This is a genomic window from Novosphingobium sp. TCA1 (genome assembly GCF_009811895.1).
GTDB lineage: Bacteria > Pseudomonadota > Alphaproteobacteria > Sphingomonadales > Sphingomonadaceae > Novosphingobium > Novosphingobium panipatense_A.
On the sequence record NZ_BLJH01000001.1, the window covers coordinates 214,378 to 238,666 of the forward strand.

25 protein-coding genes are annotated in these 24,289 nt (G+C 67.6%); 15 read left to right on the top strand and 10 right to left on the bottom strand.

All coding sequences use genetic code 11. The features are described 5' to 3' along the window. The first annotated feature begins 14 nt into the window (after nt 1–14). The 6 genes from NTCA1_RS01085 (at nt 15) to mtnP (ending at nt 5,646) form a co-directional block, all read left to right on the top strand. Nucleotides 15–1,220 carry an aspartyl/asparaginyl beta-hydroxylase domain-containing protein gene (locus tag NTCA1_RS01085; RefSeq protein ID WP_159827423.1) on the top strand — a complete coding sequence of 402 codons (1,206 nt, stop codon included), beginning with the start codon at nt 15–17 and terminating at the stop codon, nt 1,218–1,220. After that, entirely contained in the window at nt 1,217–2,707 is a 1,491-nt protein-coding gene (locus tag NTCA1_RS01090; protein WP_159827426.1) for a putative 2OG-Fe(II) oxygenase, read from the top strand. Before NTCA1_RS01085 ends, NTCA1_RS01090 begins: the two co-directional genes overlap by 4 nt. Nucleotides 2,708–2,803: 96 nt before the next feature. Beyond that, nucleotides 2,804–3,133, top strand: a complete 330-nt coding sequence (locus tag NTCA1_RS01095; protein ID WP_086492055.1) for a hypothetical protein — start codon at nt 2,804–2,806, stop codon at nt 3,131–3,133. Between the two features lie 188 nt (nt 3,134–3,321). Next, nucleotides 3,322–4,107, top strand: a complete 786-nt coding sequence (locus tag NTCA1_RS01100; protein WP_159827429.1) for an SDR family oxidoreductase — start codon at nt 3,322–3,324, stop codon at nt 4,105–4,107. 17 nt (nt 4,108–4,124) lie between these two features. Then, on the top strand, nt 4,125–4,766 hold the full coding sequence (locus NTCA1_RS01105; RefSeq protein WP_086492053.1) for a TetR family transcriptional regulator: 642 nt from the start codon (nt 4,125–4,127) through the stop codon (nt 4,764–4,766). Continuing rightward, on the top strand, nt 4,756–5,646 hold the full coding sequence (gene mtnP / locus NTCA1_RS01110; RefSeq protein WP_159827432.1) for an S-methyl-5'-thioadenosine phosphorylase: 891 nt from the start codon (nt 4,756–4,758) through the stop codon (nt 5,644–5,646). Before NTCA1_RS01105 ends, mtnP begins: the two co-directional genes overlap by 11 nt. A gap of 398 nt (nt 5,647–6,044) precedes the next feature. Here the strand turns inward: mtnP and NTCA1_RS01115 are convergent, their stop codons facing one another. The 5 genes from NTCA1_RS01115 to modA form a co-directional block, all read right to left on the bottom strand. Then, nucleotides 6,045–6,725 carry an SDR family NAD(P)-dependent oxidoreductase gene (locus NTCA1_RS01115; protein WP_159827435.1) on the bottom strand — a complete coding sequence of 227 codons (681 nt, stop codon included), beginning with the start codon at nt 6,723–6,725 and terminating at the stop codon, nt 6,045–6,047. A 161-nt stretch (nt 6,726–6,886) separates the two neighbouring features. Beyond that, the gene (locus tag NTCA1_RS01120; protein ID WP_086492051.1) at nt 6,887–7,366 is read right to left on the bottom strand and encodes a peroxiredoxin; all 480 of its coding nucleotides are present in this window, start codon (nt 7,364–7,366) and stop codon (nt 6,887–6,889) included. An 88-nt stretch (nt 7,367–7,454) separates the two neighbouring features. Continuing rightward, nucleotides 7,455–8,108 carry a molybdenum ABC transporter ATP-binding protein gene (locus NTCA1_RS01125; protein WP_086492050.1) on the bottom strand — a complete coding sequence of 218 codons (654 nt, stop codon included), beginning with the start codon at nt 8,106–8,108 and terminating at the stop codon, nt 7,455–7,457. After that, entirely contained in the window at nt 8,098–8,793 is a 696-nt protein-coding gene (gene modB, locus NTCA1_RS01130) for a molybdate ABC transporter permease subunit (protein WP_201282390.1), read from the bottom strand. The genes NTCA1_RS01125 and modB overlap by 11 nt, the downstream gene beginning before the upstream one ends. 34 nt (nt 8,794–8,827) lie before the next feature. Then, on the bottom strand, nt 8,828–9,598 hold the full coding sequence (modA, locus tag NTCA1_RS01135) for a molybdate ABC transporter substrate-binding protein (RefSeq protein WP_086492048.1): 771 nt from the start codon (nt 9,596–9,598) through the stop codon (nt 8,828–8,830). A 250-nt stretch (nt 9,599–9,848) separates the two neighbouring features. On the opposite strand from modA, the gene NTCA1_RS01140 reads away from it, so the two are divergent. Then, entirely contained in the window at nt 9,849–10,067 is a 219-nt protein-coding gene (locus NTCA1_RS01140; RefSeq protein WP_133084241.1) for a hypothetical protein, read from the top strand. 110 nt (nt 10,068–10,177) lie between these two features. Here NTCA1_RS01140 and NTCA1_RS01145 read toward each other — a convergent pair whose 3' ends face one another. Continuing rightward, nucleotides 10,178–11,056, bottom strand: a complete 879-nt coding sequence (locus NTCA1_RS01145; RefSeq protein WP_086492127.1) for an alpha/beta fold hydrolase — start codon at nt 11,054–11,056, stop codon at nt 10,178–10,180. A 182-nt stretch (nt 11,057–11,238) separates the two neighbouring features. Here NTCA1_RS01145 and trxB point away from each other — a divergent pair, with 182 nt between their 5' ends. Beyond that, nucleotides 11,239–12,207, top strand: coding sequence for a thioredoxin-disulfide reductase (trxB, locus tag NTCA1_RS01150; protein WP_086492046.1), 969 nt, complete (start codon nt 11,239–11,241; stop codon nt 12,205–12,207). A gap of 69 nt (nt 12,208–12,276) precedes the next feature. Here the strand turns inward: trxB and NTCA1_RS01155 are convergent, their stop codons facing one another. From NTCA1_RS01155 to NTCA1_RS01170, 4 genes are read right to left on the bottom strand one after another with little or no spacing between them, the layout of a single operon-like run. Further along, nucleotides 12,277–13,056: a hydrolase 1, exosortase A system-associated gene (locus NTCA1_RS01155; RefSeq protein ID WP_159827438.1), complete on the bottom strand. Its 780-nt coding sequence runs from the start codon at nt 13,054–13,056 to the stop codon at nt 12,277–12,279. Then, nucleotides 13,053–13,721, bottom strand: coding sequence for a hypothetical protein (locus NTCA1_RS01160; RefSeq protein WP_159827441.1), 669 nt, complete (start codon nt 13,719–13,721; stop codon nt 13,053–13,055). The genes NTCA1_RS01155 and NTCA1_RS01160 overlap by 4 nt, the downstream gene beginning before the upstream one ends. A 22-nt stretch (nt 13,722–13,743) precedes the next feature. Beyond that, the gene (locus NTCA1_RS01165) at nt 13,744–14,007 is read right to left on the bottom strand and encodes a phosphopantetheine-binding protein (protein WP_086492043.1); all 264 of its coding nucleotides are present in this window, start codon (nt 14,005–14,007) and stop codon (nt 13,744–13,746) included. Between the two features lie 38 nt (nt 14,008–14,045). Beyond that, entirely contained in the window at nt 14,046–15,062 is a 1,017-nt protein-coding gene (locus NTCA1_RS01170) for a GNAT family N-acetyltransferase (RefSeq protein WP_236549028.1), read from the bottom strand. 32 nt (nt 15,063–15,094) lie between these two features. Between NTCA1_RS01170 and NTCA1_RS01175 the strand changes: the two genes are divergently transcribed. The 7 genes from NTCA1_RS01175 to NTCA1_RS01205 all read left to right on the top strand — a co-directional run bounded on the left by NTCA1_RS01175 (nt 15,095) and on the right by NTCA1_RS01205 (nt 24,255). Next, on the top strand, nt 15,095–16,624 hold the full coding sequence (locus tag NTCA1_RS01175) for an acyl-CoA ligase (AMP-forming), exosortase A system-associated (RefSeq protein WP_159827447.1): 1,530 nt from the start codon (nt 15,095–15,097) through the stop codon (nt 16,622–16,624). Beyond that, nucleotides 16,621–17,847 carry a pyridoxal-dependent decarboxylase, exosortase A system-associated gene (locus NTCA1_RS01180; RefSeq protein ID WP_159827450.1) on the top strand — a complete coding sequence of 409 codons (1,227 nt, stop codon included), beginning with the start codon at nt 16,621–16,623 and terminating at the stop codon, nt 17,845–17,847. Before NTCA1_RS01175 ends, NTCA1_RS01180 begins: the two co-directional genes overlap by 4 nt. A 180-nt stretch (nt 17,848–18,027) precedes the next feature. After that, on the top strand, nt 18,028–18,672 hold the full coding sequence (locus NTCA1_RS01185; RefSeq protein ID WP_086492039.1) for an XrtA/PEP-CTERM system exopolysaccharide export protein: 645 nt from the start codon (nt 18,028–18,030) through the stop codon (nt 18,670–18,672). Nucleotides 18,673–18,703: 31 nt separating this feature from the next. Next, a complete protein-coding gene (locus NTCA1_RS01190) occupies nt 18,704–20,224 on the top strand; it encodes an XrtA system polysaccharide chain length determinant (protein WP_159827453.1) in 1,521 nt (506 codons plus the stop codon). Nucleotides 20,225–20,233: 9 nt separating this feature from the next. Further along, the gene (locus NTCA1_RS01195) at nt 20,234–21,292 is read left to right on the top strand and encodes a capsular biosynthesis protein (protein WP_159827457.1); all 1,059 of its coding nucleotides are present in this window, start codon (nt 20,234–20,236) and stop codon (nt 21,290–21,292) included. Nucleotides 21,293–21,327: 35 nt separating this feature from the next. After that, nucleotides 21,328–23,019 carry a preprotein translocase subunit YajC gene (locus NTCA1_RS01200; protein ID WP_306439269.1) on the top strand — a complete coding sequence of 564 codons (1,692 nt, stop codon included), beginning with the start codon at nt 21,328–21,330 and terminating at the stop codon, nt 23,017–23,019. An 18-nt stretch (nt 23,020–23,037) separates the two neighbouring features. Beyond that, on the top strand, nt 23,038–24,255 hold the full coding sequence (locus NTCA1_RS01205) for an XrtA/PEP-CTERM system-associated ATPase (protein ID WP_159827460.1): 1,218 nt from the start codon (nt 23,038–23,040) through the stop codon (nt 24,253–24,255). The last annotated feature ends 34 nt before the right edge of the window (nt 24,256–24,289 follow it).

Genomic DNA, 24,289 nt, shown 5'->3' on the forward strand with positions numbered 1-24,289 from the left:
CGCTCGGGGGGGCAATGAACGCAGGGATTTCGGCATTCGTTGAAGTGGACCGGCTGGCAGCGGCCGGAAACCTGCCTGCCGCCGCGCAGGCGCTGGAGCAGTTGCTGACATCGGGCATGCCGGTGGAGGGCGGCGGTGTGGATGGACCCGCTGCCGTGGCGCAGTGGCTCAAGCTGGCAGGGTTGCGGCGGGCCTTGCGGCAACCGCACCGGGCGCTGGAGGCGGTTCATGGCGCGCTGATACTGGCGCCGCTCGATTTCATGGCGCTGGTCATGCGGGCCGGGCTGCTGGAACGGATCGGTGACGCCCAGGCCGGAACCGCCTGGGGAGAGGCTCTGGCGCAGGTCCCGGATGGGCCTATGCCCGCACCGCTCGAAGCGGCTGTGGCCGCAGGCCGGGCCTTTCACGCGGATTGGCAGGAAAAACGCGGGGCGCGGCTGGAGCAGGTCGCCGAGGCGGCCGAAGCAGAGGGCGCGCCCGCTCCCTCGGCCGAAGTCGCCGCCGACAATGCGCGGCGTCTGGCTCGTTTTCGCGACAATATCCTGCGCAAGACGCGGGTCTACCACAGCGAGCCCACGCATTTCCATTATCCCGGCCTTGTCGAGCGGGAGTTCCATCCGCGCCATGCCACGCCCTGGCTGGCCGAAGTGGAAGCCGGTTTCGAGGCGATCCGCGCGGAAATGCTTGCGCTGATCCAGTCCGAACGCGCCGAGCTGGAACCCTATATCCAGTACGAGGACCGCGAGAACCTGGCCCAGTGGCGGCCGCTCAACCGCAGCCGGGACTGGAGCGCCATTCACCTGCTGAGACACGGCGCGGAAGTTTCGCGGAACGCCGCGCAGGCGCCGCGCACGATGGAGATCCTGTCCCGACTTCCGCAACCGGTGGTGCCGGGCGCTTCCCCCAATGCGATGTTCTCGCTGCTGGCGCCGCATACCGCCATTCCGCCCCATGTCGGCGTCGACAATACCCGGCTGGTCTGCCACCTTCCGCTGGTGGTCCCGCCCGGCTGCTGGTTCCGGGTAGGCGCGGAAACGCGCGAATGGCGGGAGGGCGAGGCTTTCGCTTTCGACGATACGATAGAGCATGAAGCGATGAACCCTACGGACGTGCTGCGCGTGGTGCTGATCTTCGACGTCTGGCATCCCGATCTTGCGTCGGGAGAGCGGGCGGCGGTCGCGGCAACCATTGCGGCGACGGGCCGCGAGGGCGGGCTGTGAGCACGCTCACCGCATCGGACGAGCGGGAAAGGCTGGCCGCTCTCGCCGAGCAGGCGCTTGCACAGGGCGAGGAGGAACAGGCGGAAGCGCGTCTCACCGAATGGCTGACGCGCAATCCCGCGCCGGATCCGGCGAACGTGACCTTGCTGCACTGGACGGCGATGCTGCGCCGCGCGCTCGACCGGCGCGAAGGGGCGATTGCCGCGCTGGAAGCGGCCATGCGGCTCGCTCCGGGCAATGCCGGTGTCGTCCATGCGCTTGCGCATGTCTCGCTGGAGGCGGGAAGGCCCGCCGCGCGGCTGTTCGAGCAGGCGACCCGGCTGGCGCCCGCGAAAGGCGAGATCCGCCTGGGCCTGGCATCGGCGCGGCTTGCCGAAGGCGAAGGCGCGCGGGGCCTTGGCGAACTGGAAGCGATGCTCGCCGCCAATCCGGGCTGGATGGAAGGGCATCGCCAGTTTGCGCAGCTTGCCGCGATGACCGGGCAGGGCGCGCGCGCGATGGCCACTATCGAGGCCGCCTTGCAGCGTTTCCCGCAAGGCGAGGCGCTGCGTGCCCTTGCGATCGAGCTTCTGCTCTCGGCAGAGCGCCATGCCGAAGCGCTGGCGGCGGCCGAGCGCGCGATCGCGGCCCATGGCCCGGTGGGCAGCTTCCCCCTCGCGCGGGCTGCGGCACTGGACGAACTGGGGCGCGGCGCCGAGGCCGCCGAGGCTTTCGAGGGGTTGGGCGCGGCGCGCGATCAGGGCCACGCCATCTGGCGCCTGCGCCATCTGCTGCGCGCCGGGGATGGGGCGCGCGCTGCCGCCGAACTGGAGCCATGGCTTGCCGCCAGCGGCGCCGATGCGATCTGGCCTTATGCCGCACTGATCTGGCGTCTCACGGGCGATGACCGGGCGGACTGGCTCGACGGGCAGGAAGGGCTGGTCCGGGTGATCGACCTCGATCCGGGCGAGATCGGGCTGGCGGAGCTGGTTCCCGTGCTGCGCGGGCTTCATGCGCGTTCGGGGCGCTTTCTCGACCAGTCCGTGCGCGGGGGGACGCAGACCGACGGCGCTTTGCTGGCGCGCTGCGAGCCGGAGATCGCCCGCATCCGCGAAGTACTGCGCCGCGAAGTCGCGCAGTTCGAGGCGCAGCTTCCGCCCGTCGACCCGGCCCATCCGATGCTCTCGCAGCAGCGGTCCGCGCGTCCGCGCTTTGCCGGAAGCTGGTCCGTGCGGCTGGCCGGGGCGGGGTTCCATACCGCGCATCATCACCCCCAGGGCTGGATCAGTTCGGCACTCTACCTCACCGTACCGGAAGGGCTTGCGCCCGGTGACGGGCAACTGGATCTGGGCGGTGCGCCGAAGGGGCTCGGCCATGTGGAACCGCGCCTTTCAGTGGAGCCGAAGCCTGCCCGTCTGGTGCTGTTCCCGTCCTGGATGTGGCATGGAACCCGGCCTTTTGCGGCAGGCGAGCGCATGACGATCGCCTTCGACATCGCCCGCACTTGAAGTACGATACGTCCCGATTTACTTTCGTTTCATCCAGTCTTTCGGCGCGCGCCCCAAGTGATTGAAAACAAAACGGCGGCGTCTTGGAGTTGCACGATGCAGATGATCATGAAGCTCGCCGCCGCCGCTTGCGCCCTGGCGGCCGTTCCCGCGATGGCGGCCGAACCCGCCGCTCAGGCAGCCGTTCAGGCAGGGGGCCAGGCTGCTCCGGCGGCAGCGCCCGCCTCTTCCGGCACCCCTTCGGTCGCCAAGAACGACATCGAGAAGGCCGACCCCGTCGTGTGCGAGCGCGTCACGGAAATCGGCTCGCGCTTGCGCGCCAAGAAGGTCTGCATGACCAAGAGCCAGTGGCAGGAACAGCGCCGCGGCGACCGTTCGAACATCGAGCGTTCGCAGATCCAGCGGGGCATGGATCCGGTCGGCTGATCGCTGCGGATCTGATTTTCCCTTTCGCGAGACACGTCGCGGGCGCGATTTTGCTGCCCGATCGCACGGCGCGATTGACCTGCCGGTTGGAGCTGCTTAACCGGTCGATTAAATCATCGCGCGTGCAGGGCTCCGGGGCCGGATAGTCGTTCGGTCTCGCCTCTGCGCGAACAGGAAGGGGAAGCAGCATGAAACTCGACAGCAGCCTGTCCGCCGTCGTTACCGGCGCGGCATCGGGTCTTGGTGCCGCCACGGCAAGGGCCCTGGCGGCCCAGGGCGTGAAAGTGGCGGTTTTCGACCTTAATGCCGAGGCGGGCGAAGCCGTGGCAGCCGAGATCGGCGGGGTGTTCTGCGCGGTCGACGTAACCAGCGACGCCAGTGTCGATGCCGGTTTCGCCAAGGCACGCGCAGCCCATGGGCAAGAGCGCATTCTCGTCAATTGCGCCGGTATCGCGCCTGCTTCCAAGACCGTGGGCCGCAACCGCGAGACCGGTGAACCGCGCGCGCACGACATGGCGCTGTTCGAGAAAGTCATCGCCATCAACCTCGTCGGCACGTTCCGCTGCATCAGCAAGTCGGCGGCGGGGATGATCACGCTGGATCCTGTCGATGAGGCCGGTTCGCGCGGCGCCATCGTCAATACCGCCTCGGTAGCGGGGCAGGACGGGCAGATCGGCCAGGCCGCCTATGCCGCTTCGAAGGGCGGCGTTCTGGCCATGACCCTGCCGGTCGCGCGCGATCTGATGAGCGAGGGGATCCGCATCAACACGATCCTGCCCGGCATTTTCGAAACCCCGATGATGACCGCGATGCCGCAGCAGGTGCAGGATGCGCTGGCCGCGATGGTTCCTTTCCCCAAGCGCCTCGGCAAGCCCGAGGAATATGCGAAACTGGCGCTCTTCATGCTTGAACATGACTACATGAACGGCGAATCCGTCCGGCTCGACGGGGCGATCCGCATGGGGCCGAAGTAAGCGCGCGGAGCAGGGGCATGGTGCAGGAAACGTCCTCGACCCAGCAGGGCGCGCTGCCTCCGGGCGCACGGGCGCAGCTGTTGGACACGGCCAGCGCGATCATGCGCGACGGCGACGTGATCGACATTTCGCTGTCGGAGCTGTCGCTGCGCTCCGGGCTCAATTCGGCGCTGGTGAAGTACTACTTCGGCAACAAGGCCGGGCTGCTCAAGGCGCTGCTCGACCGCGACTGGCAGGCGATCGTCACCAGCGTGGACGCGCTCGTGGCCAAGGACGGCTGGTCCCCCGAGGCGAAGCTGCGCCGTCATCTCTGGAAAGTGGTCGATACCTTCTACGAGGTGCCCTACCTCAACCGCCTGACCATGCGCATGGTGCGCGAGAGCGACGATACCGAGGCGCGCCGCATCGCCGACAGCTATCTGTCCCCGATCTACCGCGCCTACGAGCAGTTGATCGGAGACGGGGTGCGGGCAGGGGTCTTCCGTGAAATCGATCCGCAACTCTTCTACTTTACCGTTACCGGTGCGGTGGACCGCTTCTTCTCGGCAAGGCTGGTGCTGAAGCATTGCTTCGACCAGGACACGTTGACCGAGGAACTGCGCGACCGCTACCGCGAACACACGATCGACATCATCATGGCAGGTATCCTTGCGCGCTGAGAAAAGCAGCTTCTGGCATTTGGGCATCATCGGCGGTTCGGGTCTGGCCGCCGGTATCGAACTGGAAAATGCGCAGGAAATCGCCGTTTCCAGTCCATTCGGGCAGCCTTCCGGCCCGGTCACGACCGGCTGGCTAGGCGGCGTGCGACTAACGTTCATCGCCCGCCACGGCGCGGGCCACGCGATTCCGCCTTCCGCGGTGAACTACCGCGCCAATATCGACGTGCTCAAGCGCTGCGGCGTGACGGACGTCCTCGCGCTATCGGCCATCGGCTCGCTGCGCGAGGAGATGGCGCCGGGTCATATGGTCATGGTCGATCAGTTCATCGATCGCACCTCGGGCCGCGCAGGCAGCTTCTTCGGCACCGGCCTCGTTGCCCATGTCAGCCTGGCCGATCCGGTCTGCCCGCGCCTTGCGGCCATGGCGGGCGAGGCGGCCCGGCAGGCCGGGGCGGTCGTCCATCCGGCCGGATGCTACCTCGCTATGGAAGGGCCGCAGTTCTCGACGCGCGCCGAAAGCCGCATGTACCGGGGGTGGGGCGCCGACGTGATCGGCATGACCGGCATGCCCGAGGCGCGGCTCGCCCGTGAGGCGGAACTGCCTTACGCGATGCTGGGCATGGTGACCGACTACGATTCCTGGCGCGAGGAAGAGGCGGGCGTGGAAGTCAGCCATGTCCTCGAAGTCATGCACGCCAATGCGCGCGTGGCACGGCAGACCTTGCAGGCCCTCGCCGCGAGCCTTCCCGAAGAGCGCGCGCCCAGCCCGATCGACCGCGCGCTCGATCACGCCCTGATCACCGCCCCCGAAGCGCGAGACCCGACCGTGGTCGCCCGTCTTGACGCCGTGGCCAGCCGCCTGTTCGGCGAGAGGGACTGAGACGGCGCCGCCGGGGCGCTGGTGGCTGTTTTGCGCTGCTCGCGCTGACCTAGCCTCCCCGCTCAGGCTGAGCTTGTCGAAACCCCCTGAGGCGTGGCGCGAGGCCTCCCATCCTTCGACAAGCTCAGGATGAGCGGGGGCGGAAGTCGCAAGGGACGAGGAACTGAGGGCGGGTGGCAATCTACCCCTGCGTGTTACCGGACGCCGACGTTCCAAGTTGCTCAGGCGGACCTGCCTCCCCGCTCAGGCTGAGCTTGTAGAAGCCCCCTAAGGCGTGGCGCGAGATCTCCCCATCCTTCGACAAGCTCAGCCTGAGCGGGGGGTGGAAGTCGCACGGGACGAGGAGCTACGGGCGGGTGGCGATCTGCTCTGTGCGTTCCCGGAAAAAGTGCCGGGCCTCAGCCGCCGCGCGTTACCGGGATCAGGGCTCCGGTGATTGCGCGGGCGGCGTCGGAGGCCAGGAAGCCGATCACATCGGCGATCGCTTCCGGCTGCACCCAGGTGGCGAAATCGGCGTCGGGCATGTCGGCGCGGTTGGTGGGCGTGTCGATGATGCTGGGGAGTACCGCGTTGACGGTGACGCCGGTTCCGGCGAGTTCCTCGGCAAGGGCTTCGGTCAGGCGATGGACGCCGGACTTGGAGGCCGCATAGGCGCCCATGCCCATGCCTGCCTTGATCGCGGCGCCCGCGCCGATATTGATCACGCGGCCGGCCGCCGAGCGCTTGAGGAAAGGCAGGGCGAGCTGGGTGATGGTGGCCGCCGTGGTCAGGTTCATGGCCTGCATGCGCGCCCAGCTTGCCAGCGATCCGCCTTCCAGCGTCTCCCATGTGAAGCCGCCCGCGACATTGACCAGCACGTCGATGCCGTCATGGGCCGCGACGACCCGTTCGAGCGCGGCCCCGGTCGCGGCGGCGTCGGTCAGGTCGATCCCGCCGATGTCCAGCGCGCCGACCAGCGGGGCCTCTGCCTGCGCGGCGAAGTCGATACGGGTGACCCTGTCTCCGGCCGCGGCGAAAGCGGATGCCGCCGCCGTGCCCAGAATGCCGAAACCACCCGTGACGATAACCGAACGTGCCATGCCTGCTCCTCGCTTCGATCGCACGCTAACCGGGTGATCACGGCGGGGCAAGGCGCAGGGCGAGGCAAGCGGCAAGCCAACGCCCCGTCGATGCGAGGCACGCAAAAATGGGCGGCCTTCACGCAGGAAGACCGCCCCTTTTCCAATTTATGCCAGGAAGATCAGAGCTGGCCGAGCATATGGTCGGCCGAGCTGACTTCGAAGGCGCCCGGCGCCTCGACATTGAGCGCTTCGACCACGCCGTCGTTCACGACCATCGAGAAGCGCTGGCCGCGGTGGCCCATGCCGAAGCCGGTGCCGTCCATCACGAGGTCCAGCGCCTTCACGAAATCGCCGTTGCCGTCCGACAACATGGTCACGTCGGCGGAGCCGTTGGCCTTGCCCCAGGCACCCATCACGAAAGCGTCGTTGACGGCGGTGCAGGCGATCTCGTCGATGCCCTTGGCCTTGAGGTCGGCGGCCTTGTCGACGAAGCCGGGGAGGTGCTTGGCCGAGCAGGTCGGCGTGAAGGCGCCGGGAACCGAGAACAGCGCGACCTTGCGGCCGGCGAAGAATTCCGCGCTCTGCACCGGTTCCGGGCCGCTTTCGCCGGCCTTGATCAGCTTCACGTCGGGCAGCTTGTCGCCGATGGCAATGGTCATGGTGTAAATCCTTCTCATGCAAATGATTTGCGCAGCGCAGATATAGGGCGGCGCGCGGCTGCGGCAATCTTGCCGCCGGGTTTACCCGCTATTTTGCCTGACTGATTGCCCGGGGCGCCTCGATGGCGATCACCCGGTCCGCCAGCCGGTCCACTTCGGCGCGATCGTGGCTGACGTAGAGGATCGGCAGGGCCAGTTCGTCGCGAATGCGCTCGATCACCGTCAGGATCTCCTCGCGCCTTTCCGCGTCGACCGAGGCGAGCGGCTCGTCCATCAGCAGGAAGCGCGGGCCGGACAGCAGGGCGCGGCCGATCGCCACGCGCTGCGCTTCCCCGCCCGAGAGCGTCGCGGGCCTGCGGTCCAGCAAGTGGCCGATGCCCAGGAAGCCGAGCGCGGTATCGAGGTCCATCCAGCGCTGCTCGGCCGGGGCGAGGCGCCAGCCGTAAATCAGGTTTTCCCGCACCGAGCGATGCGGGAACAGGCGCAGGTCCTGGAACACATAGCCGCAGCGGCGCTGCTCAGGCCGAAGATCGATCCGGCCGGCCTTGTCGAACAGCACGGTGTCTTCCACGAGGATCCGTCCCTCGCAGGGCCGCGCGAGACCGGCGATGGCGTCGAGCAGCGAGGTCTTGCCCGCGCCGGAGGGACCGAACAGCGCCGTCAGTCCGCCCTTTTCGGTCCGAAACGCATAGTCCAGCTTCAGCTTGCCCCGCTGCAGCGCGATCTCGACGTCAAAGGGCATGGCGTGCCGCTCCCTGTCCGCTGCGCCGGGCCAGCCATTCGGAGGCGACGAGCGCCGCCACCGAGACCAGGATCGACAGGATCGCCAGCCGCGTCACCTGCCATTCGGAGCCGGGCATCTGCAGGGCGCTGTAGATGGCGAGCGGCAGGGTCTGGGTTTCGCCGGGAATGTTTGAGGCGAACGTGATGGTCGCGCCGAATTCGCCGATGGAGCGCGCAAGGCCGAGCACGAGGCCTGCCAGCACGCCCGGCATGGCGAGCGGCAGGGTGACGCTGGCGAACGTGCGCCAGCGGCCCGCGCCCAGCGTGCGCGCGGCGCTTTCGAGGCGCCTGTCCACGGCTTCGATCGAGAGCCGCATCGCCCGCACCATCAGCGGCAGCGCCATGACGGCGGCGGCCAGCGCGGCGCCAGTCCAGCGGAAGATGAAGGTCAGCCCCAGCCAGTCGGACAGGAAGCGTCCGATGGGGGCGTTGGTCCCGAAAGCGATCAGCAGCAGCCAGCCGGTCACCACCGGTGGCAGCACCAGTGGTAGGTGGACCAGCGCATCGAGCAGGACCTTGCCGGGAAAACGCCAGCGCGCCAGCACCCAGGCCAGCGCGAAAGCCACGGGCAGGGCCGCCGCCATGGCGACGGCGCTGACTTTCAGGGACAGCAGCAGGATCTGCCACTCCTCGGCGGTCAGCATGGCAATGGGTTCCGGGAGGGCCTGCGAATCGCGATCACCGCGTGCCGAAGCCGAAGCGGCGGAATACGGCTTTGCCCTCGGCCGAGATCAGGAACCGGCGAAAGCCTTCCGCGTCCTTGTGGCGCGAGGAAGCCAGCACGGCGACCGGGTAGCTGATGGGATCGTGGGAGCTGGCGGGGAAAGTATCCACCACGCGCACGCCCGGTTCGGCGCGGGCATCGGTGCTGTAGACGATGCCGAGCGGTGCCGCGCCGCGGCTGACGAGGGCGAGGGCGGCCCGCACGTTCTCCGCCGGCGCGAGCTTGCCCTGAACGGAGGGCCAGACCTTGAGCCGGGTCAGCGCCTGCTTGGCATAGACCCCGGCAGGCACGGCATTGGTGTCGGCGACGGCCAGCCGGTTCGGCCCCAGAGCGGCGGCCAGCGCGAAGCCGGGGCGGATCTTCAGGCGCGAAGGTTTCGCGGCAGGGGCGATCAGCACCAGGTCGTTGGTCAGGAACGACACGCGCGTCTTCGCCCGCAGCAGGCCCTTGGACTGCACTTCGTCCATCCACGGCTCGTCGGCGGAGACGAAGATATCGGCAGGTGCCCCCGCTTCGATCTGGCGGGCCAGCGCGGAGGATCCGGCGAAGGAGATCTTCGGGCGCGGATGACCCTTGGCCGTCCAGGCATCGGCGGCGGCATTCATCGATTCCTGAAGGCTGGCGGCAGCCAGCACGAGCGGGCCGGATCCCTGTGCGGCGGCAGGCATCGCCAGGGCGGCGAAAAGCATCGTCAGCGAAGTCAGATAGGCGAGCAGCCGTCGCATGGCGGGAGATCTCCGGTTGGCTATATCCGTTCGTATATGATGGGAGACGAGCATGTTCCAGCCGCCTCCCGACCAATTTTCTCACACGGGTTTTTCTGGGGCGGTGAGAGGCTTTGCAGGTGGTCTGTGCAAGGGGCGGCGAAGATGTTAGCATCCGATTCTGCGCAAAGGTCGCAGGCGTCACGCCAACAAGGCGGGCGGTGTCGAGCCGGCGGGAATGGCCGCTGCGCACAAGGCGGGGATGTTGTTGATGAAGGTCGTTGACCAGGGAATCATGCGTTTCGAAAACCGTGCCGAGGGTTTTGTCGGCCGGATATCCGGGCTGGACCGGGGCGTAAGCTCCAGCCTCGTCTATGCAGGCCATGAAGGCGCTTTCGGCGAACACGGTCATGATGCGCGCGGCCTGATGCTCGCCGTCGCGCTCTGCGCCTGCTGCTGGCTGGGTCTGGGCTATTTTCTGCTGACCTGATGGCCCCTAGTCTGATGACACCTAGCCTGATGGAATGACGGACGGACGGCTGGGCCGCCCGTCATTGCCGTGTTGCTCCGATACTGTTTGAAAATTCGCCGGAGGCGAATTTAGCGGGACAGGAAGCTTTTCACGTCGCCCATGAAGCGATCGAACTGGTCGTGGTGCAGCCAGTGCCCGGCATTCTCATATTCGATCAGCGTGGCCGTGGGGAAATGGTCTATCCGGCCGTCTTCCGCAGGGCTCTGCGCGAAGCTGTTCTTGCCCCACAGCATCAGCACCGGGCAGGAGATCGCCTGCCACAGCGCGATCACGTCGTCGGTGGGCAGGTCCGAGGCGGACCAGACGTTGACGTAGTTGTCAAATTTCCAGCTCCAGGTGCCGTCCTCGTTGCGGCTGGCGCCGTGGATGGTCAGGTGGCGGGCCTGTTCTTCGGTGAGGAAGGCGTTTTCCTCCTTCATGCGCTCATAGGCATCCTTGCGGGTAGCGTACTTGCGTGGCGCGCGGCCGGAGGCGCGGCGCTTGTCCTCGATCCACTGTTTCAGGCGTTCGCCCACGCCGCGTTCCTCCATCTGACGGCGGATGTGCTGCGGCGGGCCGAGCCCTTCGATATTGACGAACTTCTCGACGCTTTCGGGAAACAGCCCGGTGAAGCGGGTGGCGATGTTGCCGCCCAGCGAGTGGGCGACGATCGTCACTTTCTCGCGCCCCAGCGTGTGGACCAGCTGCGCAAAGTCGTAGACGAAGGCGTCCATGCCGTAATGCCCCTCCGGCGACCATTCGGAATCGCCGTGGCCGCGCAGGTCGGGGCAGATCACATGCCAGTCGTGGCGCAGTTCCTCGGCCACCCAGTCCCAGCTTCGGCAATGATCGCGCCCGCCATGCTGGAGGATCAGCGGCGGCGCATCGGGATTGCCCCAGTCCACGTAGTTGAGCCTGAGGCGCTGCGAGATGAAGCGGTTCGAAGTGGGTCCAAGCTGGCTTTTCATCATGGAACCGTGATCCGCCGGGCGGCGAAGGTCAATGAGGGGTTAGTCAGGATTTGCGGGGATCAAGATATTCCTTAGCGCGCGCAGTGCTTGGCAAACCGGGGTGATTGGCCCTATCTCGCGCCCCAACGATATTGGGACGGATATGTGTCCCTTGCCACTTCACGCCGGAGACTTTCAACATGGCGACGACGCACAAGACCCGCATGCTCATCATCGGCTCCGGCCCCGCAGGCCTTTCGGCCGCGATCTATGGCGCGCGCGCCGGGATGGAGCCGATCGTGGTGCAGGGTCTTCAGCCCGGCGGCCAGCTGACCATCACCACCGACGTCGAGAACTATCCCGGCTTCCGCGAGGTCATCCAGGGCCCCTGGCTGATGCAGGAGATGGAGGCCCAGGCCGTCCACGTCGGCACGCGGATGATGTACGACATCATCACCTCGGTCGATCTCTCCGGTCCGGTCTTCACCGCCACCAGCGATTCGGGCGACATCTACGAAGGTGACACCCTCGTCATCGCCACCGGCGCGCAGGCGCAGTGGCTGGGCGTTCCGGGCGAACAGGAACTCTCGGGCAAGGGCGTCTCGGCCTGCGCCACGTGCGACGGGTTCTTCTATCGCGGCAAGAAGGTCGTGGTGATCGGCGGCGGCAATACCGCGGTCGAGGAAGCGCTCTACCTCACCAACCACTCCGACGAAGTGACCCTGATCCATCGCCGCGACACGCTGCGCGCCGAAAAGATCCTTCAGGACCGCCTTTTCGCCAACCCCAAGATCAAGGTCGTGTGGGACAAGCGCGTCGAGCGCTTCATGGAAGGCGAGGACGGCGGCCTCCGCGCGCTGGCGCTGATCGACACCAAGACCGGCGAACAGAGCGAAATCCTCACCGACGGCGCTTTCGTAGCCATCGGTCACGCCCCGGCCACCGAGCTGTTCAAGGGCAAGCTCGCCATGGACGAGACCGGCTACCTCCTCGTCGAGCCCGGTACGCCCAAGACGGCCATCCCCGGCGTCTTCGCCTGCGGCGACGTGATGGACCACGTCTACCGTCAGGCCATCACCGCTGCCGGCACGGGCTGCATGGCCGCGCTCGACGCCGAACGCTACCTTGCACACCGCGACTTCGCCGAAGCGGCGAAAGTCGAGGCCTGATCTGACGGGATTTCCGGGGGGTGAGCCCCCCGGGTCCTGACGAAAGCGGGCGGCAACCGGCGGGCTTGCCTATTGCCCGTTCAGCACGTCCAGAACTTGCGCCAGCAACCAGTCCTGCGCTTTGGGTTCGACATAGCTGTGCGTCGCCCCCGCGCAGTGCCGCAGGCGGGAATCCGCCTTGTCCCAGCTAGCCAGAAACGCGAGGCCGGTGCGGTCTCTCGCGGCGACCAGCAGCCGGACTTCACCGGAAAATGCCGCCAGCCCTTGTGCGATCTCCTGTGCCAGACCCTCTGGCCGAACGGGCGCCGGTCGCATCGCGGCGAGCAGGCTGCGGATAAGCGGCGCGACGGCCACTTTGCCGGTCAGCAGCCGCCTGATCGCGGCAGGGTCGGCCAGGCGGCGACGATAGTGATCGCGCACGACTTCGGCAGGAGCCTCTTCCTTGCCATCCTCGATGGTCCACGGGTTCGAGAGGATCAGCGCATCCAGCCCGGCGCCCTCGGCCAGCATCAGCGCGCTGGCGGCGTCGCAGTTGCCCAGACCCACCACGCAGCGGACGTGCGGGCACCGGGCGCGCAGGGCGGCAAGGGCGGCGCGGATATCCGGCCCGCTGGAACGGAACCCTCGGTTCTCCCCCGCGCTGTCACCCACCCCGCGCCGGTCGAAGCGCAGGACGGGAAAGCCCGCTGCGGCGACTTTTGCTGCGAGTTGGGCCTGCCCGTTCCAGGCGCCGGCCCGTACCTCGTTCCCGCCCGAGACGATCAGCAGCGCGGTTTGACCCGGCGCCTCGTCCAATGTGGCGACGAGCTGCGCGCCCTCGCAGGGGAAACTGAAATGGCGCCGGGTCATGGCTGGCCTGCCTTGATCAGGGCCTCCGCCAGGATCGCGGCAAGGGCATCTGCCTGCGAAGGGTCTTCGTCCGGTTCGGCGCGCAGCCACAGGCCGCTGCCGCCGATCTGCTCTTGCGCGATGACACTGGGCCCGGAGGCAGGCTCCAGCCCCTCGAGTTCGCTGAACAGCGCGGGTCCGAACGCGTATCCGGCCAGCGCGATGCCTTCGGTCCGCGCCATGGCGGTCAGGGCTTCGCGGTTTTCATCAAGTCCGGCTTCCCGGCCGGCCAGCATGCGGGCGCGCAGCATGCCGCGCAGAATTTGTGCGCCCTTTACCGGGGCATAGTGGAAGGCGGGCAGGTCGGGCGTGAAGAGGCAGCCGCCGCGCAGGCCCAGCACATGGGTCGCGCCGAAATGCCGCGCAGCCACCAGCATGGCCTCGCGCCAGAGGCCGCAGTCCTGCGCATCCAGAGGAAGCAGGCTCTCGTTCGTGCCGGGTAGGTCGGGCAGCAGCGAATCGATCCCGGCACAGTCCAGCCGCCGCATGACTTCCACCGTGAAGCGGCGCAGGCGACTGCCTTCGTCGAACAGCGCGGGGACGATCAGCAGCCGCCGCAGACGCGCGGCGTCGAAGGCGAGGGCGGTTTCGGGACTACCCGGAAGCGGCCATGTCGCGGGGGTCATGGGATGCGCCCCGCGATCACTGTCATGCGGTGGCGCGCTTGGCTTTCGCGAATTCCAGCAGGCCGCCGAAAGTCTCCAGCATCTCGCCGTCGATCTCGTCGTCCTCGATGATGATGTCGAGCCGGTCCTCCAGCTCGGTCAGCAGGCCCGCGACAGCCATCGAATCCAGCTCGGGCAAGTGCCCGAACAGGCCGGTATCGGCATCGAACGTCTCGGCCTGACCCTGCTTGAGGCCCAGCACGTCCGTCAGGATGCGGCGCAGAAGCAGGTCGGTATCGTCTTGCATGGCCCCTCTCTTCGGGCATTTTTGATAACCCCGCGCCTCTAGCCGCGCTTCGCGGTCGCGGCAAGATATTGCGCGCCGCTTCGCAGCATGTCCCGTCCCAGTATCGGCCAGTTGCGCGGCGCGCCGGGGCGGAACATGTCCAACCGGTAGCGCGGGCGCACGATTTCCATCCAGTCCCGCTTGTAGGGATCGTCGCCGGTGCCGAAGTCCACCAGATCGACCCGGTCCACATCGATGACATGGCGGAACAGCGCGGCGCTGAGCACCGATCCGGGCGAGAGCGGTTTCGCCGCCTCCCGGTGCGCCAGCTTGTGAATCCAGGCGGTGCCGTGCTCGACGGTCCACATCTGCGCCGCCACCGGCTCTCCGTCCGCCAGTGCCACGCCGAGCCGCAGCCGTCCGGTCTTGCCTTCGCTTTCCGCAAAAGCGCGCAGGAAGGCCGGGCTGCCTTCCTCGGGCTTCCAGCTTTCGGCATAGATCGCTTCGTAGGCGCGCCAGATTTCGGCATCGAAGCGGTCCAGCACCCGGGTTTCCACTTTGCCGGACTTGCGCTTCAACGTCGTGCGCAGCTTGCCGGGCCGCGCGGCGAGGTATTGCTCGTAGCTGCGCCCATCGACGGGCAGGACATGGTTGGTATCGCAGGCGCTGCGGCGAACCAGCCATCCGGTGCTGCGAAACGCGTTTTCGAGGCGAGAGGCGCTACGGTCCTCGTCGGGCAGGCCGGAAAGGGTCACCCGGCGGGCCTTTCGGGCCAGATCGCGTGCGAGCGCTTCCAGCAATCCGTCTCCCCCCGAGGCAAGCGGGCGGTAGCGGAAAGTGTACCAGTTCGACAGCGCATGAAGGTGGCCGCCATGACCGCGCAAGGGCAGTACCGCGATGTCGCTTTCGGTGCGCGCGGTGGCGATCAGCGGTTCCAGCCCGCAATGCCGGGCCAGTCCCGCGAACCAGTCCAGCCGGTCGAAAGGGGCGCGCTGGTTGCTCTCGGAAAGCCAGGCGGCTAGCTGGCCATCCGATTGCACTTGCTTAAGATCGCGGTGATAATCGACCTGTACCACGTTCCTGTGAACTCCTGTGGAGCCTTTCCGCCATGATCCTGCCGTTAGACCATCTCGCATTGCGCGGAGAGGATTCGGCCGAGGCGCTGGTGCTGCGCGGAGACGTGCTGGACTACAAGGCCTTAAGATCGCGTGTCTCCCGTCTTGCGGCATGGCTCGCAGGCGAAGTGCCGGAAAAGGGTGCGCGGGTGGCCTCCTGGGCGGCCAAGGGCGAGCTGACCTGCCTGCTGCCGCTGGCCGCCGCCCGCGCGGGCCTGGTGCATGTGCCGATCAACCCGCTGCTGAAGCACGGGCAGGTGGCGCATATCCTGGCCGACAGCGGCGCCGTGCTGCTGATCGCCACGCCCTCGCGGCTGGCCACGCTGGAGCATGGCGACCTGCCCGCCGCCTGCCGCGCCATCGACGAAGGCGCGGCGCTGGCCGAGGCGCAGGCGCTTGGCGGGGATCTGGCGCCTTCCGAGGCCGATCCCCAGGAACTGGCCGCCATTCTCTATACCAGCGGCTCCACCGGGCGCCCCAAGGGCGTCATGCTCAGCCATGCCAACATGTGGCTGGGGGCGGAAAGCGTGGCGGGCTATCTCGGCGTCACGCCCGAAGACCGGGTGCTGGCGGTGATGCCGCTCTCGTTCGATTACGGGCAGAACCAGCTGCTTTCGACATGGTATGCGGGCGGCTGCGCGGTGCCGCTCGACTATCTCGTCCCGCGTGACGTGATGAAGGCGGTGGACCGCCACGCCATTACCAGCCTGGGCGCGGTGCCGCCGCTCTGGGTGCAGATCTGCGAGATCGACTGGCCTGCCGAAGTGGCCGCCAAGCTGCGGCGCCTCACCAATACCGGCGGCGCGCTGACCGTGGACCTCGTGCGCCGCATGCGCGCCCTTTTCCCGCAGGCACGGCTTTTCGCGATGTACGGCCTGACGGAAGCCTTCCGCTCGACTTATCTCGACCCGGCCCTGATCGACACCCATCCGACGTCCATGGGCAAGGAAATTCCCCATGCCGAAGTGCTGGTGGTGAACGATGCCGGAGAGATCGCCGCCGATAACGAGGAAGGCGAACTGGTCCATTGCGGCCCGCTGGTCGCCCATGGCTATTGGCAGGACCCGGAGCGTAGCGCCGAACGCTATCGGCCCGCACCCAAGGGCTCGCGCTATGGCGGTGTGGCGGTCTGGTCGGGGGACCGAGTGCGGCGCGACGTGGACGGGCTGCTCTATTTCGTCGGCAGGCGGGATGCGATGATCAAGAGCGCGGGCAACCGCATCAGCCCGCAGGAAGTGGAAGAGGCGGCGCTGGCCACCGGCCTTGTCGCCGAGGCGGCGGCGCTGGGCGTGGCCGACGCGCGGCTGGGGCAGGCGGTGCATCTTGTGGTCCGCGCCGCTCCGGGCACTTCGGACGTGGAAGCAGAATTGCCGAAGAAGCTCATGAAGGAATTGCCGAATTTCATGCAACCCAAAGTGATCCACTGGCGCGCAGCCATGCCGATCGGCCCTAACGGCAAGATCGACCGCAACGGATTGGCGGCAGAACTGGCAGCGGAACTGGCGGCAGGAGCCGGGGCATGAAGGCGCTGGGTCCGATCCCTGCCGGTTTTGCCGCAGAGGGCGGCGTGCTCGTGGTCGGCGGGAAGCCCGTGACGCAGTGGGTGGAAGAGGTCGGCGATACCCCGCTGTTCCTCTACGAGGCGGACCGCATCCGTGACCGCGTGGCGCAGCTTCGCCGGGCCATGCCGGAAAGGCTGGCGCTGCACTATGCCGTGAAGGCCAATCCCTTTCCGCCGCTGCTGCGGCTGATGAACGGGCTGGTGGACGGCTTCGACATCGCCTCCGGCGGCGAACTGGACATCGTGACCGGGGCCGGGATCGACCCTGCGCTGGTCAGCTTCGCCGGTCCCGGCAAGCGCGACCGCGAACTGGAAGCGGCGATCCGGGCAGGGGTGACGCTCAATCTCGAATCCGAGGCCGAAGCCGATCGCGCCCTCGCCATTGCCGAAAGACTGGCCCTGACGCCGCGCCTGGCGATCCGCGTCAATCCCGATTTTGACCTCAAGGGCTCGGGCATGAAGATGGGCGGCGGCGCCAAGCCGTTCGGCATCGATGCGGAGCGGGTGCCCGAACTCGTCCGCCGCATCGCCGCCAGCGGCGCGGAATGGCGCGGCTTTCACATCTTCGCCGGAAGCCAGGCGCTGGACGCGGAAGCGATCGCGGAAACCCAGGGCCAGGCGCTAGACCTTGCGGCGCGGCTCGCCTTGCAGAGCGGCGTGGCCCTGCCGCACTGCAACCTCGGCGGAGGGCTGGGCATCCCCTATTTCCCGGGCGACAAACCCGTCGATCTGCAACTGGTGGGCGAGCGGCTGGCGGCGCGTTTCCAGAACCTGCCGGAAGTCCTCAAGGACACCGCCTTCTGCATCGAACTCGGCCGCTATCTGGTGGGGGAAGCGGGGATCTACATCGCCCGCGTGATCGACCGCAAGGAAAGCCACGGCGAGGTCTTCCTGGTGACCGATGGGGGGCTGCACCACCAGCTCGCGGCCTCGGGCAATTTCGGCACGGTGGTGCGCCGCAACTATCCTTCGGCCATCGCCACGCGCTTCGGTGCGCCGGTGGAAGAGGAAGCCTCGATCGTCGGCTGCCTCTGCACCCCGCTCGACAAGCTGGCCGACAAGGGCGGCTTTCCCCGCGCCGAAGCGGGAGACCTGATCGCGGTGTTCTGCGCCGGGGCCTATGGCGCCACGGCCAGTCCCGCCAGTTTCCTGGGGCAGGGGCCGGCGCTGGAAGTGCTGGCCTGACGGTTTGTTCCCGGCGCTTCAGCATTGATCGCGTTCTTGTCCCATTCCGGGACCGCACGGGAATCGCTGCCATACCACTAACGCAATGTTCACCCTTTTGAGCGATAGGCCAGACTGGAATTTGCCCGGTCCGCCAATCCTGTACGGCGGAATGACACGGGCGCCTGAAGGGATTGGTCTATGTCGCATCGCCGCTTCACCCGACTTCTGGCCGCTTCCGCGCTTGCCAGCGTCGTGCTGTCCGGCTGCGCCAATGCGGCGCCGAAACCGGAGCTGCCGCCCGCGCAGTTCGTGGCGATGCAGGAGGGGCCAAGCGAGGAATATGTGATCGGCCCGCTCGATCAGCTGACCGTCTTCGTCTGGCGCAATCCCGAACTCGGCGCGAAAGTGCAGGTGCGCCCCGACGGCCGCATCACCACGCCGCTGATCGCCGACATGCCCGCCGTGGGCAAGACGCCCGCGATGCTGGCCGAGGACATTCGCCTTCAGCTTTCGCAATATATCCAGGACCCGCTGGTCTCGGTGATCGTCGATGGCTTTTCCGGCACATACAGCCAGCAGATCCGCATCGTCGGTGCCACCGAGAAGCCGGCCTCGATCCCCTACCGCGCCAACATGACGGTGCTGGACGCGATGATCGCGGTGGGCGGCCTGTCCGAATATGCCGCCGGAAACCGCGCCCGCCTGATCCGCTTCGACAAGGCCAGCGGCAAGCAGACCGAATATGCGCTGCGCCTCAGCGACCTCCTGAAGAAGGGCAAGAGCAAGGCCAACGTCATGCTGAATCCGGGCGATGTCATCATCATCCCGGAATCGATGTTCTGAGCCTCGGCACCAAGGGGAGCGGATCGGCGCGATGAACGGCCTTTACGAAGAACTGCTCGCGGCGCTCCACAGCGTCTGGCACCGGCGCTGGATCGCGCTGGCGGCGGCTTGGGCGATCTGCCTGCTGGGCTGGCTGGCGATCGCGCTGATCCCCAATACTTACGAATCGCGCGCGCGCATCTTCATCCAGCTTGACGATGCCCTGGCCGAGCAGGTCGGAATCGGCGTGGCCGACAAGAAGCGCGATATCGAACGCATCCGCCAGACCCTGACCAGCGCGGTCAACCTGGAAAAAGTCGTGCGCGGCACCCGGCTGGGCGACACCATCCAGTCGCCCAAGCAGATGGAAGCGGCCGTGGCGGGGCTCGGCAAGAACGTCTCGGTGGTGGCGCAGCAGGACAACCTGTTCGAGATCACGGCCACCGCCAACTATGCCTCGCTCTCCGATGCCGAGAATGCGCAGCTCGCCCGCGAAGTGGCGCAGAAGCTGATCGACATCTTCCGCGAGGAAAATCTCTCGGGCGACCGGGGCGACATGGTCGAGACGCTGACGTTCGTGAACCAGCAGCTTCGCGCCCGCGAAAAGGAACTGGAAAGCGCCGAGCAGCGCCGCACCACGTTCGAGGCGCAGCATCCCGAGATGGTGCTGGGCGGGGCGGCGGTGGCGCAGCGGCTGGAAAGCTCGCGGACCCAGCTGCGCGATCTCGATGCCGATCTTTCCGCCGCGCAAAGCTCGCTGGCGGCGATCGATGGGCAACTGGCCAGCACACCGCGCTCGGTTGCGGGCGGCGGGGCCGGAGGGGCAACGGGCGCGCTCGCCACGGCGCAGGCCGAACTGTCGAGCATGCGGGCGCGCGGTCTTACCGACAACCATCCCGACGTGATCGCGGCGCGCAACCAGGTGGCAGCGCTGCGCGGCGCCGCCGCTCAGGAAGCGGCGGGCGGCGGCGGGGTGCCTAATCCGGCCTATTCGTCGCTCCAGTCGATCCGCGCCGAACGGCTTGCCAATGTCCAGGCGCTGACCTCGCGCAAGGCGGCCTTGCAGTCCGACGTCGCGACGCTCACGGCCTCGGCGATCCAGGACCCGGAACTCGCCACCGAGGCGCAGCGGATCAATCGCGATTATGACGTCCTGCGCCAGCAATACGACAAGCTTCTGCAGGACCGCGAGGAACTGCGCCTGCGCGGCGAAGTGAAGACCGAGCGCGAGGCGGTGAAGTTCCAGGTGGTCGATCCGCCGACGACGCCGCGCAAGCCGGTGGCGCCGAACCGTCCGGTCCTGCTGGTCGGCGTGCTCATGGCGGGTATCGTCGGGGGCTGCGCGGGGGCTTTCGCGCTCGGCAAGGTCCGCTCGGTCTTCGCCACGACGGCGGGTCTGGAGCGCGCGACCGGCCTGCCGGTGCTCGGCGCGATCTCTCAGAACGTGACCGACGGCGTGCGCCTGCTGCGTCGCCGCCGCCTCAAGTATTTCTTCGGTGCGGGCGCGGCGCTTTGCGCGCTCTGCGTGGTGCTGCTGGCGGTGGAATTCATCCAGCGCGGCATGGTGGCCTGAGGAACGGTTATGACCCAGCACAGCAAGATGCCGTTTTCGGGCCAGGGCGCTGAAGACCATGAAGAAGCCGGATCGGACAGCACCCGCGCTGCGGGCAAGTCGCTGATCGAGCGCGCCGCCGGACACTTCGATTTCAACGCGATAATCGCGCGCCCCGGGCCGCTGCCCGCAGAGCCGGTACGCAAGGTGGCCGCTCCCGCCGTTCCGCCCGCCGCCGAACCTGCCGCGCCTGCGCCCTTCGCGCCGCCTTTCGCACCTCCGGCGGGCGTCGCGCCCGAAAGCCCGGCCGAGATTCTTGCAACGGCAGAGCCGCAGGTCGCCGCCGCCTTCACCGGCGCGCACCATCCGGTGGACCGTGAGCATCTGCGCGAGCAGGGCCTGATCGTGCCCGAAGGCGCCGTCACCACGCTGCTGGAGGAATTCCGCATCGTGAAGCGCCAGCTTCTGGTCCAGGCCGGGGACTTGCGCCGTCAGGGCGCCGGGGCCGCCGCGCAGCGCATCCTCATCAGCTCTCCCCATCCCGGCGAGGGCAAGACGTATTGCGCGCTGAACCTCGCCCTCTCGATCGCCGCCGAAAAGGAGAGCGAGGTCCTGCTGGTCGATGCCGACTTCGCCAAGCCTTCGATCCTCTCCGCGCTGGGGCTGCCGGGCGGGCCGGGCCTGATGGACGCGCTGATGGACGAGACGATCGATCCGGCTGCCTGCGTGCTCGGCACCGATATTCCGGGCCTCTGGGTAATGCCCGCAGGCGATGCGACGATCAACGACAGCGAGTACCTTGCCTCCTCGCGCACCGCGTGGGTGCTGGAGCAGCTTACCGAGAACGCGCCGAACCGCATGGTGATCTTCGATTCGCCGCCTGCGCTGGCGGCCTCTCCCGCTGCCGAGCTGGCCAAATATGTCGGCCAGACCGTCGTCATCGTCCGCGCCGACCGGACCGGGCAGGGCGCGCTGGAAGACGCGATCTCGCTCCTGAATGCCTGCCCCAACGTGCAGCTCCTGCTGAACGACGCGCAGTTCAGCCCGAGCGGCCGCCGCTTCGGCTCCTATTACGGTTACAAGGGATGATGTCCCGTCGGATGAAATTGAGTGGATTGAGCACTGTGACGCTCGCGGCGGCGCTGGCCGCCGTGGCCGCGCCGTCCGTGCGGGCGCAGACTATGGGCTACGACCAGGTCGGCAGCGCTTCGGATGGGGCGGCTGCGCCGGCCGAGGGCGGCGACGCACAGCGCAAGTCCGGGCGCGGCGGCAAGGGTTCGCGCCGTCTGGAAGTGACGCCTTACATAGAGATCGACCAGATCGTCGATGCGCAGCTTTCGCCGGGCAATGACGTGCTGACTTATACCCAGCTTGCGGCGGGCGTGGACGCGGGGATTTCCGGGCGCAACAATGCGGTGTCCGCCTCGGTGCGCTATGAGCGCTATATCGGCTGGGGCAAGAAGGCGCGCAGCGGCGATGCGATCAGCGGGTTGGTGCGCGGCTATGCCACGATCACGCCGGGCCTGACGTTCGAGGCGGGTGCGCTTGCCACCCAGGCCCGCGTCGAGAACGGTGGCTCGGCCCTGTCGGGCGGGCTGCTGGACGACGATACCCGCACCAATATCTATTCGGTCTACGGCGGCCCCTCGTTCAAGACCCGCGCGGGGGACATCGATCTTTCCGCCAACTACCGCGCCGGTTTCACCAAGGTCGAGCAGCCCGATGCCTATGTCGCCGTGCCCGGCGGCGCCGCGGCGGACCTGTTCGACAAGAGCGTGACCCAGATGGCCGACGTCCAGGCCGGGGTCGCACCGCATGTGGTCGCCCCGGTGGGCCTCGGGGTTGCGGGCAGCTTCTATCAGGAGGACGTCTCCAACCTCGACCAGCGCGTGCGCGACATGCAGGCGCGCGCCCTGGTGACGGTTCCTGTCAGCCGCACCGTGCAGGTCGTGGGCGCCATCGGCTACGAGGATGTCGAAGTCTCCAGCCGCGATGCCCTGCGCGATGCAGACGGCAATCCGGTGGTCGGCCGCGACGGACGCTACGTTACCGACAAGGGCGCGCCGCGCGAACTGTCCTACGATGTCAGCGGGTTGCTCTGGGACGTCGCCGTCATGTGGCGCCCCAGCCGCCGCACGTCACTGTCCGCCCATATCGGTCGCCGCTACGGCTCGACCAGCTTCGGCGGCACGCTGGCTTACGCCCCTGACGATCGCAGCCAGTTGAGCGTCGGCGTCTATGACAGCATCAGCGGTTTCGGCGGACAGCTGAACCGTGCGCTCGACCAGTTGCCGAACGACTTCGTGGCCGTGCGGGACCCCGTGACCGGCGAATTGCGCGGCTGCGTGATCTCGCTCGACGGCAACAACTGCCTGTCGGGCGCGCTCGGCTCGGTGCGCTCGGCGGTCTATCGCGGACGCGGCATCGCCGCGAGCTATTCGCGCGAGATCGGCCACCTGAATGCCGGGATCGGCGCCGGCTACGACCGGCGCGATTTCATCGCCGGGCGCAACACCGTGCTGGCCGCCGCCGATGGCGTGGTCGATGAGAACTGGTGGATCGCCGCCTATCTCAGCGGCGAGCTTGGCCGTGATGCGGGCTGGTCGGCCAATGTCTACGCCAACTGGCTGAGCAGCAGCGATGCCCTGACCGGCAACGTTTCGGGCTATGGCGCCACGCTTGGCTACTACCGCATGTTGGCCCGCCGCCTGCGTGCGAGCGTAGCCCTCGGCATCGACGGGACGACCCGTGACGATCCGCTTTACGACGACTACTGGACTGCGTCCGCCCTGGCGGGCTTGCGCTACAGCTTCTGATTGCGAAGGAGAGCAGGGATGTTCGACCAATTCTACGGGTTCGAGGGCCGGCCTTTCCAGCTGACGCCCGATCCGACGTTCTATTTCGAGAGCGCGACGCACCGCAAGGCGCTGTCCTATCTCGGCTACGGACTGGCGCAGGGCGAGGGTTTCGTGGTCATCACCGGCGAAGTCGGCGCGGGCAAGTCCACGCTCGTCTCGCACCTGATGGCCTCGATCGACCCGGCGCGGCTTACCGCCGCCTGCATCGTCACCAGCGCGCTGGACGGCGAGGCGATCGTCCATGTCGTGGCGCAGGCCTTCGGGCTGCCGGTGGCCGGGCATGACAAGGCCTCGGCGCTCGGCGCGATCGAGGGCTTCCTCCATGCCGAGGCCCGCGCGGGCCGCCGCTGCCTGCTGATCGTGGACGAGGCGCAGAACCTGGCGATCGACGCGGTCGAGGAACTGCGCATGCTGTCGAACTTCCAGCTCGGCTCGCACCCGCTGCTCCAGACCCTGCTGCTGGGCCAGCCGGAATTCCGCGCGACCCTGCTGGAGAGCCCGCTGCTCGAACAGCTTCGCCAGCGCGTGATCGCCACCCATCACCTGACGGCGATGGAGCCGCGCGAGGTGCAGGCCTATGTCGAGCACCGGCTGAACTGCGTGGGCTGGAAGGGCAATCCCGGCTTCGACCAGCGCGTCTTCGCCGAAGTGCATGAAGCGACCGGCGGCATTCCGCGCCGGATCAACCAGATCGTCAACCGCCTGCTGCTGCTCGGCGCGGTGGAGCAGCGCTCGCTGATCGATCTCGACATGCTGCACGAAGTGCTGGGCGAACTGGACGAGGACGGTACCCGCACCCTGGTCTGCCCGAGCGAGCCGGTTGCCGAGGTCGCGATGGCTGCCCCGAGCGGGCAGGCACCAGCGCGCCCTGTCGATGCGCTCCCCGTCGATTCCCTTGATGCCAAGGCGGCCATGGCCCTGATCGAGGCGGCGCTGGCGGATCGCGATTCGCAGATCGACGAGCTGCAGCACGCCGTTCTCGAACTGGCGGCCAATGTCGAGCGGCAGAAGGACACCGTCGCTGCGAGTGAGGATCCGCGCGTGGCGGCCCTGCTGGACCAGCTGGCCCAGTCCGCGACCCGCACCGCGCAGCTTGAGGCCCGTCTTGAAGAGCAGGAACGCACCTTGCGCCACACCCTGACGATGCTGATCGAATGGTTCGAAGGCGGGCAGGGGCAGCGTCAGGCAGCCTGACGCGCATCCTGCAGTCGGCCTGCAAGGAGGGACG